The organism is Pseudopedobacter beijingensis (assembly GCF_042678145.1).
Classification (GTDB): Bacteria; Bacteroidota; Bacteroidia; order Sphingobacteriales; family Sphingobacteriaceae; genus Pseudopedobacter; species Pseudopedobacter beijingensis.
Window position 1 is genome coordinate 32,353 of record NZ_JBHUDG010000016.1, and the last position, 15,770, is coordinate 48,122.

General features: G+C 37.7%; 13 protein-coding genes. 9 read left to right on the forward strand and 4 right to left on the reverse strand.

The genetic code is table 11. The annotated features are described in order from the left end of the window. Window positions 1-14: 14 nt before the first annotated feature. The 8 genes from ACFSAH_RS10830 (at window position 15) to ACFSAH_RS10865 (ending at window position 11,378) form a co-directional block, all read left to right on the forward strand. Window positions 15-1,484, forward strand: a complete 1,470-nt coding sequence (locus ACFSAH_RS10830; protein ID WP_379662753.1) for a SusD/RagB family nutrient-binding outer membrane lipoprotein — start codon at window positions 15-17, stop codon at window positions 1,482-1,484. 30 nt (window positions 1,485-1,514) lie between these two features. After that, window positions 1,515-2,837: a DUF5689 domain-containing protein gene (locus tag ACFSAH_RS10835; RefSeq protein ID WP_379662754.1), complete on the forward strand. Its 1,323-nt coding sequence runs from the start codon at window positions 1,515-1,517 to the stop codon at window positions 2,835-2,837. Between the two features lie 85 nt (window positions 2,838-2,922). After that, complete coding sequence (locus tag ACFSAH_RS10840; RefSeq protein WP_379662755.1) at window positions 2,923-3,549, forward strand: hypothetical protein; 627 nt, start codon at window positions 2,923-2,925, stop codon at window positions 3,547-3,549. 24 nt (window positions 3,550-3,573) lie between these two features. Beyond that, entirely contained in the window at window positions 3,574-5,328 is a 1,755-nt protein-coding gene (locus tag ACFSAH_RS10845; protein WP_379662756.1) for a T9SS type A sorting domain-containing protein, read from the forward strand. Between the two features lie 4 nt (window positions 5,329-5,332). Further along, window positions 5,333-6,976 carry a sialidase family protein gene (locus tag ACFSAH_RS10850; protein ID WP_379662757.1) on the forward strand — a complete coding sequence of 548 codons (1,644 nt, stop codon included), beginning with the start codon at window positions 5,333-5,335 and terminating at the stop codon, window positions 6,974-6,976. Next, window positions 6,976-7,902 carry a glycerophosphodiester phosphodiesterase family protein gene (locus ACFSAH_RS10855; protein WP_379662758.1) on the forward strand — a complete coding sequence of 309 codons (927 nt, stop codon included), beginning with the start codon at window positions 6,976-6,978 and terminating at the stop codon, window positions 7,900-7,902. Before ACFSAH_RS10850 ends, ACFSAH_RS10855 begins: the two co-directional genes overlap by 1 nt. Beyond that, entirely contained in the window at window positions 7,899-9,944 is a 2,046-nt protein-coding gene (locus ACFSAH_RS10860) for an SUMF1/EgtB/PvdO family nonheme iron enzyme (RefSeq protein ID WP_379662759.1), read from the forward strand. Before ACFSAH_RS10855 ends, ACFSAH_RS10860 begins: the two co-directional genes overlap by 4 nt. A gap of 15 nt (window positions 9,945-9,959) precedes the next feature. Continuing rightward, a complete protein-coding gene (locus ACFSAH_RS10865) occupies window positions 9,960-11,378 on the forward strand; it encodes a sialate O-acetylesterase (RefSeq protein WP_379662760.1) in 1,419 nt (472 codons plus the stop codon). 102 nt (window positions 11,379-11,480) lie between these two features. Here ACFSAH_RS10865 and ACFSAH_RS10870 read toward each other — a convergent pair whose 3' ends face one another. From ACFSAH_RS10870 to ACFSAH_RS10885, 4 genes are all read right to left on the reverse strand, one after another. After that, window positions 11,481-12,494 (reverse strand): inorganic phosphate transporter, encoded by a 1,014-nt coding sequence (locus tag ACFSAH_RS10870; RefSeq protein ID WP_379662761.1) that lies wholly within the window; start codon window positions 12,492-12,494, stop codon window positions 11,481-11,483. A gap of 27 nt (window positions 12,495-12,521) precedes the next feature. Continuing rightward, complete coding sequence (locus tag ACFSAH_RS10875; RefSeq protein WP_379662762.1) at window positions 12,522-13,163, reverse strand: DUF47 domain-containing protein; 642 nt, start codon at window positions 13,161-13,163, stop codon at window positions 12,522-12,524. Between the two features lie 111 nt (window positions 13,164-13,274). Next, on the reverse strand, window positions 13,275-14,336 hold the full coding sequence (locus ACFSAH_RS10880; protein ID WP_379662763.1) for a sensor histidine kinase: 1,062 nt from the start codon (window positions 14,334-14,336) through the stop codon (window positions 13,275-13,277). 105 nt (window positions 14,337-14,441) lie between these two features. Further along, window positions 14,442-15,092 (reverse strand): HD domain-containing protein, encoded by a 651-nt coding sequence (locus ACFSAH_RS10885; RefSeq protein WP_379662764.1) that lies wholly within the window; start codon window positions 15,090-15,092, stop codon window positions 14,442-14,444. 89 nt (window positions 15,093-15,181) lie between these two features. Here ACFSAH_RS10885 and def point away from each other — a divergent pair, with 89 nt between their 5' ends. Beyond that, entirely contained in the window at window positions 15,182-15,748 is a 567-nt protein-coding gene (gene def / locus ACFSAH_RS10890) for a peptide deformylase (protein WP_379662812.1), read from the forward strand. Window positions 15,749-15,770: the final 22 nt, after the last annotated feature.

Below are 15,770 nucleotides of genomic sequence, written 5' to 3' on the forward strand. Positions count from 1 at the left end.
GAAATAGCGCAATCATGAAAAGAATAAAACAAACGATAAGTAGCTGCCTGATTATTTTTTTAACAGCTTCATGTACAGACGGTTTTAAGGAATTAAGTAAAAACCCAAATTCCAGTGAATTTGCTTTACCGCAAGCTTTACTTGCACCAGCAATAACTGATGTAGTAAGTAAAAACATGAACAGAGCCGCAAAAAGACTAAACAACGAGTTGATGCAGGTACATGTTTTAATGGGAGATGTGGAAGGTAGGATATTCCGTTATGACATCAGAAAATCAGAAGCTGACTATAACTGGAATAACTGGTTTTTACAATTAACAAATTTTAAGAACATGTACCAAAGTGCAGAAACGCTTTATACTGTTGATAAAAATAACATCAACAAAACATATATGGGGATAGCACTAATTTGCCAGTCATGGGTAGCATCGCTATTAACGGATACTTATGGAGACATTCCCTATTCTGAAGCTAATAGAGGTCGCGAGGGGATTATTATGCCAAAGTTCGATAGACAGGAGGAGGTTTATACGGATATCTTTACCAAGTTGGAACAGGCTAATGAATTATTAAAAACCAATGCCAATTTGCCCGGAGACCTTACCAGTTCCGATCCAATATATGGAGGCGTTGCACTAAATTGGAGAAAATTTGGTAATTCACTGTACTTAAGACTTTTATTGAGAGTTTCGGCTAAGTCAGAAACAAATACCGTGACTAAAATCAAAGAAATCATACAAACAAACTCTGCTAATTACCCATTAATATCAAATAACGCAGAATCTGCAATACTCAGGTGGACTGGTGTTTTACCCTATCAATCACCTTTTTACACAATCCGCGACCCGGAATGGAATATGCTGAAGCTAGCTGAGTTTTTTGTTAATAATTTAAGAGATTGGGGAGATCCACGCCTGGCCAAATGGGCTACTTTATCCCAAGGAGAATATGCCGGCATACCAAGTGGCTACCCTGTTGGAACAGTTCCTACACCACGTTCTGCTATGCCATTGGCCTTAAAAACAGAACCTTTATTAGGCAACATTTTAAATTATTCAGAATTGCAGTTTATACTGGCAGAAGCAGCAACAAGAGGTTGGACTAATGGTAATGCAAAAAATCACTATGAAATGGGTATTACTAATGGCATATCCTTATGGGGATATGCTTTGCCTCCTAACTATTTAAGTGGTGTTCATATAAAATGGGACGACAACGAAGGCTTGAGTAGTAAGATAGAAAAAATACAATTGCAGAAATACTATGCGTTGTTCTTCACTGATTTTGAACAGTGGTTTGAATACCGTAGAACAGGATATCCTGAACTACCCAAAGGAGCAGGGTTGGAAAATAATGGAGAAATGCCATCAAGGATAAATTACCCTACATATCTCCAGTCAACAAACCGCGACAATTATAATGAGGCTGTTGCAAGACAGGGAACAGATGATATAAATACAAAAGTATGGTGGCAACGCCCTTAATAAAAAAGACGACATAAATATCGTAATCACATGAAAAAGATATTATTAATAGTTACCGTATTCTCATTCTCCATATTAATGGCGTGTAAACGCACAGACTGGGCAGAAGGAACTCTAAGTCCTGTTATTTCAATAGAAGATATACGATTGCTTTTTACAGGAGAAGATTTAATACTAAACAGCAGTAATCTGGCTGGCGCAACAAAAATAGCGGGTGTTGTTATCTCTGAAGCCTCCTCGGGCAACATACCAGAAGGAATATTAGTAGTACAAAATACCAGACGTAAGAAAGTAAGGGGTATTAACCTTTATTTGGGTTCACAAGCAGCAAATTATAAGCCAGGGGATTCCGTTTTGATAAATATAGAAGGGGCGGTATTGAAACAGGAAAAAGGAGCCTTAATACTAGATAGAATCGCTTCCGATGCTGTTCAACTTGTATCGGAGCATAATACAATAAACATCTCCCAGGTTTCTATAGATCAACTTCAAGTAAATTCAACCTTATACGAAAGTACGCTGGTAAAAATATATGCCGGTGATTTTATTCCTGAACCGGTTGCTGGAGACTACTATATCGGAGATAAAATTTTTAGTGACGGAACCGGAGAAATAACTATACACACAGAGGCTACGGCTAGTTACTCATCAGAACAAATGGCAGCAACAGCATCTGTTGTCAGTATAGCAATGATGTATTTGCCTCAAAGTGCTGATGAAGCTAAAATCTCTCTTTGGCCACGAAACATAGAAGATATCAAAGCAAAAACGGTTATTCTCGCATGGAATTTATTGGGAGCAATAGGCAATGAAACCACCAGCAGCTCAACTATTACAAACCCTAATCTTGAATTGTCTACACTAAGCAGAGGGCCTGGTATAGTACCTCAAACAGCAGGAGATTCTTATGCCAGTACTTTCCCAATTAACGCGGACAAAACTGCAGCTATTTCTGCAGGAGCATACTATCAGTTTACCATAAAGCCTAAAGGGAATGCAGCCATAAGTTTATCTGCTTTGGATATTATTTTAAGGATACAAACCAATGCTCCAAAAACTCATATATGGATGTATAGCATGGATAATGGTTTCAGCTTTAAAGAAATTGGAACTCCATATACGTGGACTACCGGTTTTTCTGAAAATAACGGCATCCAACAACCACAGCTGAATCTCTCCTCTGTTAACGATTTACAGCATTTAGTTTCTGGTTCGCCCGTTATCTTCAGACTATATGCCTGGGGAGGAACAAGTATAACCAGTAACAACGGTTTCAGAATAGGAAAAAGCCGCACCGTAACACAGCACGCATTAACTATAGAAGGCACCATTATAGAGGAAAACACACTGTAAAAGATTTTTAATTAACCATATCGTTCATAAAAAAGAGCCCTCTAAAATTAGTATGGGAGGCTCTCTTATTAAATCAATTTTTAAGATGAAAAAGTTATTGTTTATTTTTTTGATTATTTGTTCTGTATCTAAAATTAACGCACAAATACTTTCATGGAATTTTTTAAGTGACGTAAAAGGTAACGAACGAGTAAGTACTTCTACAACTACAGACCCAAACCTGGAAGTATCCATACTTTCTCGTGGACCAGGTATTAAACCAGAAAAGGCTACTTATTCTTTTGCTTCAGCATTTCCGGTTAATCAAACTAAGGAAGATGCAATCAAAGACGGAGCATATTATCAATTTACCGTAAAAGCAAAAAAAGGATACTACGTTTCGCTGAATGCTTTAGATGTTGTTTTAAGAATCCAAAACAATGCTCCACAAAACTACCGTTGGATGTATAGTACTGATGGGGTAACATTTACCGATTTAGGAACAACCGATCTAAAATCTTCTCCTACAGTAAATAACGGAGCACCACAACCCACATTAGATCTTTCTTCTTATAAAAACTTACAAGGTATTTCCTCTTCACAAACCATTACATTCCGTTTATACGCCTGGGGAGGAACAAATGCATCTGCAAATAACGGATTCCGTATTGGCAAAAGTAGTGCTACAAAACCTGCTTTGGCTTTAAGTGGAAAAGTTTCAAAGAAAAAATAACCAATAAAACAAAAGATAAACATTATGAAAAAGTTACTCACAACTGCACTGGTCATATTTATGACTAGTCAGTTAAATGCTCAGATTGCGGCATGGAATTTAAGAGGCAAAGCCGGAAGTGAGCTGACAGCAATGCCTACAACTGTTAACCCCAATGTAATAGTTTCTGAGTTAAGCAGGGGAATTGGATTAACGGCTCAGGCCGGAGGCAATACTTTTGCAAGTACGCTTTCTGCTTATGCAACTCTAAATGCTGCAATTGCTGCAAAAGCCTATTATGAATTTACAATCACTCCAAAACCGGGGGTAAAAATAAATTTAGCTACTATCAACAAGCTTATTCTACGAATTCAACCCAATGTGGCATCAACGTATGTTTGGAGATACGGTAAAGAGGGAGAACAGGATAACAATTTTATCAATATAGGTTCTCCCGTTGTATTGGCAGATATTGGATACAGCTTTTCAGATAACAATGGAAATACAATGCCGGTAATAGATTTATCAGGTATAAGCGGGTTACAAAATATCAGTGAAAAAGTGATTCTTCGTTTATATGCCTGGGGAGGTACAGCTTCAGGCGCTTTCCGGATAGGGCAAAGCCCATCTGCTTCGCCGCAGGAAGCATTATCTATAGACGGGAATACAGTTTCTCTTGCAGAATGGAACCTGAATAGTATTGTTGGCACAACAGCAAACCCACCTGTATCAGTAGCTCCCACAAGAGTTAATTCAAATATAGAAGTATCTGCAATAAGCAGAGGCGGAGGGATAACGCCACAGCATGCAGGGAATGCGTTTTCTGCTGCATTTCCTATAAATGCAGATAAATCTGCAGCAATAGCGGCAAATTCTTATTACGAATTTACAGTTACCCCTAAAGGAAATGCACTTATAAGTCTTTTTTCACTGGACATTATTTTGAGAGTACAAATTAGCGCTCCACCAATTTATATATGGCGTTATAGCAAAGACAATGGTCATACATTTCAAGATATAGGAGCCCCACACACACTTACAACCGGGAATTTTAATTTCACGGATAACAACGGTATCCAACAACCCTCTGTGGACCTTTCTGGAATTACAGATTTACAGCAGTTTAATAATCCCGTTATTTTCCGTTTGTATGCCTGGGGAGGAGTCAGTGACGAAAGTAACAACTCTTTCCGCATTGGTGCCAGTCTCACTGCCACCAGAGATGCTTTAACAGTAAGAGGGGAAGTTACACAAGAAAACACCTTACCCGTAACCCTTTCCTCTTTTACGGGGAAAAACGAGCGAAATACCGTAAAATTAAACTGGTCTACTCTATCAGAGCAAAACAATTCTCATTTTCAGGTATTACGTTCTGCAGATGGAAAAACACCAGAAGTAATAGCAACAATTCCAGGAAATGGAAACTCTACAACCATACGTAATTACAGTTTTACGGATCGCAGCCCTCTGACGGGAGATAACTATTATCAGTTAAGACAGGTAGACTACAGTAATAAAACGACAGAAAGTGCAGTCATTCATATCAAAACAACATTTGATCAAACAGTATTAAACGTCTATAAATTATCAGAAAATGAGATACAGCTATCCGTTCGTTCTGCAACAAAAGGAAAAGGAAAAATCCAAATTGTAACTGCTAATGGACGTAAAGCTTATGAAACTACAGTAGATTTTCTTCAAGGTGAAAACCAGTTACAGATTCCCCTGTCCGGGTCAGGATTTTACATTGTTTCCTTTATTTCAGGAGGAGAAAAAGTTAGCACTAAATTTTTAAAGTAATAGCATGAATAAATTAAAGATCTTTTTATCAGCAGCGTTTTGTCTTGGCTTTGTAGCTTGTAAAGCAACGGATCATCTAAAAGAAGACTCCCGAAAACAGCAACCAACAGAACAAAACAAATCAGCTATTGTTAAAGTAGAAGATATCTGTATAGACCCTCCAACGCCAGAATTACATGCTTCTACCATAGAGGAAACCCCAACAGGATTGGTTGCCGCATGGTTTGGCGGAACAAAAGAAAAAGAACCTGATGTAGGTATTTGGCTTTCGAGAGAAGAAAAAGGAAAATGGAGCAATCCTGTTGAGGTAATCACAGGAATAACGAAATTACCAGACGGGTCCGAAGTACAGTACCCTTGCTGGAATCCGGTATTATATCAGATTCCAGATGGGGGACCATTAATGTTATTCTATAAAGTAGGCCCCTCAACACCAGAATGGTGGGGAATGTTAATGCGTTCTAAAGACGGAGGAAAAACATGGAGCAATCCTGAACGACTACCAGAGGGAATTTATGGCCCTATCAAAAATAAACCGGTAAGAATTGGAGAAAAAGGGATATTAAACCCTTCAAGCATTAATTCGCAATTACACTTCGAACGTTCGGACGATCTGGGCAAGACGTGGACAAGAACCCCTCCGGTAACCAATAAATCCATACCTGTAATACAACCCAGTATTTTACTCTATGGGAATAATAAGTTACAAGCGGTAGGTCGTACATTAAAAGATAAAAAAGTATTCAGTATTTGGTCTACTGATGGTGGAACAACCTGGAACGACTTTAAATTACTGAATCTTCCGAACCCCAATTCGGGTAATGATGCCGTTACCTTAAGAGATGGAAGACAATTAATGGTATATAACCATAGCGAAACATTAAGAACACCACTGAATATCGCTATTTCTGAAGATGGGGAAAACTGGGTTCCCCTGCTGGTTATAGAGAATGATAAAGAAGGAGGATATAGCTATCCTGCTGTCATTCAGACCAAAGATGGTTTAGTACATGTCACTTACTCCTGGAGACGGAAAAATATCCGTCATGTAGTTTTAGATCCTACAATAATAAAGGGAAAACCTTTAGTCTCCTGGAGCTTTGATGCTGGGTTTTTAGGAAACGAAACTACTAGTCGTTCAACATATACAAATGATGCATTAGAAGCATCCATATTAAACAGAGGTCCTGGCATCAGTGCACAAAAAGCGTCTAATTCTTTTGCATCTGCTTTTCCGGCAAGAACCAGTTTACAAGCGGCAGAAAAAGCTGGAGACTACTATCAATTCAATGTTAAGGCAAAATCAGGAAAAAAAATAGCATTGACATCTATTGGTGTAGTATTGAGAGTACAGGCAGAGGCTCCCAAAAATTATATATGGAAGTACAGTACTGACGGAGGATACAATTTTACAACCATAAGTGCTCCAATCACGATTTCTACAGGATTTAATGATAATAACGGGATACAACAACCGCAAGTAGAATTAAGTGGTATCAAAGAACTTCAAAACATACCTTCCGATAAAAAAGTAGTATTCAGGTTATATGCCTGGGGAGGAACAAGCTCGACGGAAAATAACAGCTTCAGAATTGGTAAAAGTAATGCCTTTACGTCGGCATTGGTAGTTAACGGAGAAATTAAATAATGATGATATCAACATTAAAACAAGCAATTTTAATAACAATAGGTACTTTGTTCTGTCTGCTTTCTTATAGTCAAACCTCTACTTTTCCGCAGTTAAGCATGGAAGCACATCGTGGAGGACGAGGATTATTTCCTGAAAATACGATAGAAGCTATGAAATTTGCACTAGAGCTTCCTGGAACAAACACCCTCGAAATGGATTTATGCATTAGTAAAGATAAAAAAGTTGTGGTTTCGCATGATGTATATTTCCATCAGAATATAACAACCACTCCTCAAGGGAAATATTTAACAGCCGAAGAAGCAAAAACTCATCTGTTATACCAGATGAATTACGATAGTATACGAAAATATGATGTAGGATTAAAACCCCATCCAGATTATCCAAAACAACAACGTTTTGCTACAGTAAAACCTTTATTAGAGGATTTATTAAATGAAACGGAAAAAACAGCAGATAAACAAGGGCGAAAAATCTATTACAACATGGAAATAAAATCCCGCAAAGCAGGTGATGAAAAAGAGCACCCCGTTCCCGAAGAGTTTGTAGATCTTGTTTATAAAATATTAAAAGAAAAAGGAATTGTATCCAGAACAGTAATTCAGTCTTTTGATATGCGCCCGCTTCAGGTATTACACCGCAAATATCCCGAAGTTAAACTTTCTTTGTTGACAGGAAAAAATGCAGTTAGTCCGCAACAAATGATAAACAGATTGGGATTTACCCCTGCTGTATACAGTCCCGAATACCATACTGTATCTGCAGAGATGATAGCATTTTGTCACGAAAGAAATATCAAGGTATTACCATGGACGGTAAATACAAAAGAAGAAATAGATCAACTGATTAGTTTAGGAGTAGATGGAATAATTTCCGATTACCCAGATTTATTTAAAGATGTAAGCCGAAAAACAATAAATAAATGAAGAAGCGAATAAAAAAACACCTGTTTCTATCTTGTGCATTAGGTATAGTACATTTTTCTACATCAGCACAAGTTTCCTCTTCCAATTTATCGAAGGAATTAAATAGCATTAACCAGGAAATGATAACTATTTCTCCTGGAAAATTCTATATGGGTTCTGATGGGAAAGGAAAAAACTTTGACGAAGCTCCCGCTCATGTGGTACATATTACAAAGTCTTTTAAAATCTCGACAACCGAGATAACTAATATACAATACGAACAATTTGACCCATCTCACAAACAATACCGAGGTAAAAAAGGATTGTCTAAAGGGGACAACGAAGCTGTTATTTTTGTAAGCTATGAAGACGCTCTAGCTTTCTGCAAATGGCTATCAAAAAAAGAAAGGAAAAACTACCGTTTGCCAACCGAAGCAGAATGGGAATATGCTTGCAGGGCTGAAACATTATCAGGATTTTCAATGGCAGGTAAATTACCTAAAGAATTGTACAAGGTTCAGGCATTTAACCGTGATCCCAAACCAGTCTCTTTACAGGTTGCCCAGTTTCCTCCCAACCAATGGGGATTATATGACATGCATGGAAACGTAGAAGAATGGTGCTACGATTGGTACGGAAGTTATGTCGCTGAGGAGCAGAAAGATCCTGTTGGCCGCATTTCAGGAGAGTTCAGGGTCACGAGAGGTGGAAGCCACAACACTCCACCCGAATTTCTTCGATCAGCAAACCGCATGGCCATGATACCGGAAGATAAAAACTGGATGGTAGGTTTCAGGATAGTAGAAGGAGAATTCCCCACTACAAAACCCCTGCCTGCTGAAAAACAAAAAGCATACGCACTTAACGTAAAACAAAACGAATTTAAATGGCCTGCTCCTCAGAAAGAAGCTGTTTTTATGGAACCTATTTATTACATAAAAGATCCCTCATGCAACAATAAAACACCTTTTTATTTGCACAACCATTGCCCGGTAATAACATGGTGCCCTAATGGTGATTTATTAGCGATATGGTTTTCTACCGATGATGAATCGGGAAGGGAAATGGTGATACTGGCGAGCAGATTAAGAGCAGGAAATACCGAATGGGATGAACCTTCGGAATTTTTCAGGGTTCCCGACAGGAATGTCACCGGATCCTCATTATTTTACGATGGAAAAGGAACTTTGTTTCACATGAATGGGGTAGAAGTCGCAGGCGGATGGAAGAATCTGGCAATGGTGTCTCGCTTCAGTACAGATAATGGAGTAACATGGTCCAAACCTCAGTTGGCAAATTCAGAACACGATATGCAAAATCAGGTAATTGCCGGAATGTTCAGTACTAAAGAAGGATGGTTAATACAACCAGCAGATGCACATCCCGGACAATCAGGAGGGACGGCCATTCATATCAGCAAAGACAATGGAAAAAGCTGGCAAAAACCTTCTGCTATTATTGAAAATCCGGTATTTAAATCCGGAGAAAAGGGCTCCCTTATTGCAGGTATACATGCAGGTGTTATGCAATTAAAAAATGGAGATTTAATGGCTTTAGGTAGAAACAATGATATTGATGGAGGAGAAAGACATCCCGGTCTACGGATGCCCGTAAGTGTTTCAAAAGATATGGGAAAAAGCTGGACATATTCGGCCTCCGAGTTTCTTCCTATATATGCCGGACAACGTTTGGTTTTAAAAAGACTGAACGAAGGAGCTATCTTATTAATTTCTTTCACCAATCATCCCAGAGAAAAAGAAGATAGTCGACGTGGAATGATTTTTAAAAATAAACAGGAAGAACCCTATAAAGGCTACGGCATGTTTGCTGCAGTTTCTTTTGATGAAGGAAAAACCTGGCCGGTAAAGAGATTATTAACAGATGGTAAACATCGCTATTTAAATGGCGGGGGATGGACCGGATTTTTTGAAACCAGCAAATTTAATGCTGAACCTATGGGGTATCTTGCTGCAACACAAAGTCCTGACAATATTATCCACCTGATCAGCAGTAATATACATTACAGATTCAATTTAGCATGGCTAATGGAGAAAGGCGATTAATAATAGAAGAAAACGATGAAAAGAAACGTAATAACAATAATTTTAATCCTGTTCTTATTCACAGACAATTTATCAGCGAAAGTATCATTACCCGCTGTGTTTTCGGACGGAATGGTATTGCAGCAAAAAAGCAACCCTAACATTTGGGGCAAAGCAGAGCCTAACAATAAAATTGAAATAACGACCTCCTGGGATCAGAAGAAGTATCAGGTTTTATCCTCATCAGATGGAACGTGGAAAACCCAATTAGTGACACCTAAAGCTGGAGGACCTTATAAAATCACTATCAATGATGGCACAAATCTGACGCTCTCCGATATTTTAATAGGAGAAGTGTGGCTGGCGTCAGGACAGTCAAATATGGAAATGCCATTAAAGGGATTTAAGGGTCAACCTGTTTTAAATTCCGAGGAAATCATTTCTCAATCAAAAAACGCACAAATACGCTTATTTCAGGTAAAAAAAGTAAGCTGGGCAATGCCTTTGGACGACTGTTCGGGAAAATGGCAAATTGCAGATCCAACATCAGTAATTACATTTAGTGCTGTCGCTTATGGTTACGCTAAACAGCTACAGGAAAAATTACAAGTTCCGGTTGGTATTATTCAGGCTGCTTGGGGAGGAACAAGAATAGAAGCATGGATGACCGCCAATAGTTTGACACCTTTTTCTCAGTTATGGATACCTCCGGTAGAAAACAAAGCGCTTACTTCTAAAAACACGCCTTCTGGCTTGTACAATGGGATGATTAACCCATTAGTAGGATATGGTATAAAAGGAGTAATTTGGTACCAGGGAGAAACCAATCGAAAGAACTGGTATGATTATTCAAAATTATTACCTGCAATGGTAAAAGAATGGCGTAGTGTATGGGGAATTGGTGATTGGTCCTTTTACTATGCACAAATTGCTCCATTTGAGAAACCGGGAGACAAATCGTATACCTTTTTTACTTTGATTAGAGAAGCTCAGTTAAAGACCTCGGCAGAAATCCCTAATTCGGGAATGGCGGTGTTAATGGATATAGGAGCAGAAAACACCGTACACCCGCCAGATAAAGAAAGCGTAAGCAAGCGACTGTCTTATTTAGCTTTGGCAAAAAGTTATGGTTTTAAAGATATTAAATGGTCTGGACCAGTATTTAAAAACATGAAGATTAACGGTGAAAAAGCCCTGTTATCTTTCGATTTTGATGAAGGATTATATTTTAAAAAGCAAAAATCTGTAAACTTTGAGATAGCTGATAATAATAAAATATTCTATCCTGCGGTCGCTAAAATAAAGGGAAATGAAATTGAAGTTTCTTCTGCAAACATTAAAAAACCTGTGGCTGTCCGCTATGCTTTTAAAGCATGGGCAGAAGGTGATTTGTATAATATTAATGGACTTCCCGCTTCGTCTTTCCGAACTGATAGTTGGGAAATAAAACCCTAAAACTATTATATTTTTAGTGAGTCAGAAATACGATAATCGTTTAAAAAAGATAAAGCCTGAGTAAATTACTCAGGCTTTATCTTTTTATAGTTGCTGATGAAATTATGCCGCAATATAATGGATAATAACATATAGCAGTCCTGCAAAAGTTGCCGATACAGGGATAGTTAGTATCCATGCCCAGATAAGGCTATAAGTAACCCCCCATTTTACTGCTGAGAAACTTTTAATAATTCCTACACCAATGATAGAACCCGTAATAGTATGAGTGGTTGATACCGGAATACCAAAATGTTCTGTAATACCTAAAGTAACCGCACCAGCAGTCTCTGCACTTACCCCCTCCAATGCCGTAACCTTAGTAATCTTAGTTCCCATTGTTTTCACAATTTTCCAACCACCACTCATTGTTCCCAAAGCAATAGCTGCGTAACAAACAAGCGGAATCCATTCCGGCATATGATCTCCATTTGTCAAAACACCTCCGGCAACCAAAGAAACATAGATAATACCCATTACCTTCTGAGCATCATTCCCTCCATGTGCAAAGCTTAATGCCGCAGAAGAAACCAATTGCAATCTCTTGAACCATTTCTCTGCTGTAGCAGGTCTTGCAAAACGGGCAATATTAATGATGATGAGGGTAATTATAACAGATATGAGCGCACCAATAACAGGAGCCAGTACGATAAAAGATACTGTTTTAAGAATAGGGGATAAGTTAATTGCCTGTAGAATATCGTCTCCCAATACAAGAGCATGGGCTATACCTGCTCCTGCAAAACCTCCGATAAGAGTATGAGAAGAACTTGATGGAACACCATAATACCAGGTAAATAAATTCCAGCCTATAGCAGCACTAAGCCCAGCCAATATAACTTCTAAGTTAATATAATCTTCTACTACCGTTTTTGCGATAGTGTTTGCCACTTTATGGTCTGTAAAATAAAAATAAGCTGCAAAGTTGAATAAAGCAGCCCATAGAACTGCTTGAAACGGAGTCAAAACCTTAGTAGAAACTACCGTTGCAATAGAGTTTGCAGCATCGTGAAATCCGTTGATGTAGTCAAAGGCAATTGCCATAATGACCACAATTACGAGAAGTGTTGTTACCATTTCGTTTCTTTTGTGTGTTCCAAAATATTATGCGTTCTTTACAAGAATAGACTCCATAACATTGGCAACATCTTCGCACATATCTGTTGCTGTTTCAAGGGCCGAAAGCACTTCTTTATATTTTATAATCGTCTTAGCGTCTTCTTCATAATCGAAAAGCTCACCAACAGCTTTATCAAAAACGTAATCTGCCTGATTTTCTATGCTATTTATTCTTACACAAGAGTCTGTGATTACCCTGATGTTTTTAAGATTCTTAATCTCGCTGACAGCTTTATTGACTTCCTTACAGCCTTCGTGAACCAGCTCTGCCAATTTCTGAACAGGCTCAGTCATTACACTCACGTTATAAAGGAACATCCTGTTAGAAGAACCGTGGATATAATCGGCAATATCATCTAAAGCAGATGCCAAAGCATGAATATCTTCACGATCAAATGGAGTAATAAAAGTCTTACTAAGCTCCAAATATATTTGGTGAGTTATCTCATCTCCATATTGTTCAAGTCTTTCTATTTCTTTGTGCATCTTTTCCCTGTCGGAATTTTCGTCACTTTGAACTAGCTCTACCAACTTTTCAGACATTTTTAACAAGTTTGCACTTGCTTTTTCAAAAAGAGGAAAAAACTTTTTGTCTTTCGGGATGAAATATGAGAAAATACTATTCATTTCTTTTTCTAATTTCAGGCAAAATTAAACCTACAATGTTAAGTTAATGTTAACTTTTACCTCTTTGTACTTTTACATGACGTATCTTCCCGAAAGCGAACACCTTTAACACTAATTATTTATTAACGGAATATTGGATAAAGGGTTTTTAACTTTTTGCAAAGTAAAGCCGAAAGTTGACCCTAAGCCTGCTGTACTCCTGACGTTTATAGTTTGATCGTGAGCTTCTACAATATGTTTTACAATAGCTAAACCAAGACCGGTACCACCAATCTCTCTTGAACGGCTAAAGTCGGTTCTGAAAAATCTCTCGAACAAGCGTGGCAGGTTTTTTTCTTCAATTCCAATACCATTGTCTGTTACTTCAATCAATACCTGTTCATGCATTTCAAAAATGGTAATAAAGGTTGTTCCTTTTTCTTTCCCATATTTTAATGAATTATCTATAAGGTTTACCAGTACTTGCCTAATTTTATCTCTATCTGCTTTTACAAAAGTGGGTACATCATATTTATCTTTAAATACGAGGCTAATATTGCTGTTTTGGGCTTTACGCTCCATAGACTCCATTACTTCTTTAACCAGAATGGTAAGGTCAAACTTTTGAATGTTTAAAGGAATTTCTCTGTTTTCCAGTTTAGAAATGACATCCAGATCTTTAATAAGTACGCTCAATCGTTCCGCATTTCGGGAAACTTTGGTTAAAAATCGTTTTGCCTGTTCCGGATCCAGATCATCTTCTTTTAACGATTCTACATATCCCTCAATGGCAAACAAAGGTGTTTTAAACTCATGCGACAGGTTAGAGAGAAACTCTTTTCTGAATTTCGCCTGTTTTTTAAGCTCATCTATTTCTGTTTTTTTCTCACTTGCCCATTCTTTTACTTCCTGCTCAACATCATTAATTGGATCTGGTGAAACATAAACATAGTCTCCCAGCGCATCTTTAAGATCTTTTCCTAGCTTTAAATTGTGGATAAGCTTATAGATAATCTTAATTTTGGAGTAGATATACCGCTCCAACAAAACATAGAATACAATATAACTCACCAATAGCGAGATACCGAAACTGATAAAAAAATAATTCCACTGATGTTGAAAATAAAAATTCACCAAACCAATGGATAAGGCTACTGCCAATGCATTTAAAAAAACAAGCGTCCGAAGTTTCATACAAAAAAAATTACAGCTAAAACCTAAACCAATTTACGATTCAATCTTTAAAAAAAGAATGCAAACCTCTTATAATATACTAATTTTTTTATTAAGAAATTATTATCATTTTACTCCCTCCCATTCACTATAAAACTGTTGGAGATATTGGAGCATAAATTGGTGTCTTTCTTTTGCAAGAGCCCTCCCCGTTTCTGTGTTCATTTTATCTTTAAGCAATAGAAGTTTTTCATAAAAATGATTGATAGTGGGCGCCGTAGAGTTCTTATACTCTTCTTTGGACTGGTTTAATTTAGGGCTTACCGCGGGATCATAAATAGGCCTGTTTTTAAATCCTCCATAATTAAACGTTCTGGCTATACCAATTGCTCCCATGGCATCCAATCTGTCTGCGTCTTGCACCACATCCATCTCCAACGAACTAAAACAGACCTCTCCAAGCTGCGTTTTAAAAGACATATTTCGGATGATATTTTCTACATGATTTACAACCATATCCTCAACCTCTATCGAGCTCAGAAAATCCCTGGCTTTGGTGGGTCCAATATCTTCGTTTCCGTTATGAAATTTTGCATCAGCAATATCGTGTAAGAGTGCGGCCAGCTCAACAACTAATGCATTGACATGATCTTCTTCGGCAGCCAGGCGTTTTGCCATTTTCCATACGCGCTCTATATGAAACCAATCATGCCCTGACTCAGCTTGTTCCAATTCTTTTTTTACAAATTCAATGGTCTGGACAACTATCCCTTTCATAACAACTATTTTTCTTTAAATATAACTATACAGCATGCTATTTATGAGAACCTAATTAGCTTTCGTTCTATTTTTCTTAATTTTGCATGATGAAGTTACCAATTGTCGCTTACGGAGATCCTGTTCTTAAAAAGAAAGGAGTTGATATAGATGAAAACTATCCTGAGCTTAGAGCTTTGATAGACAATATGTTCGAAACAATGTACACTGCTAATGGCGTGGGACTTGCCGCACCACAAGTAGGTCTTTCTATTCGGCTATTTGTAGTAGATGCCACTCCTTTTGCAGATGAAGAACCATCGTTGGAAACTTTCAAAAAAGCGTTTATCAATCCGGTAATCGTAGAAGAAAGTGGCAACGAATGGAAGTTTAACGAAGGTTGCCTAAGCATCCCCGATATCAGAGAAGATGTCTCCAGAAAGGAGCGTATAAAAATCACTTATTACGATGAGAATTGGAATTATCATGAAGATACTTTTGACGGATTAGGGGCAAGGGTTATCCAACACGAATATGACCATATTGAGGGAAAACTCTTTACGGATAGAATCAGTACTCTTAGGAAAACAATGTTAAAAAGTAAGCTTGATACTATTACGAAAGGGAATATTAAAGTTTCCTATAAAATGAAGTTTCCAAACAGAAAGAAAAAATAGCTTATTAGATTTTAGGGTACTT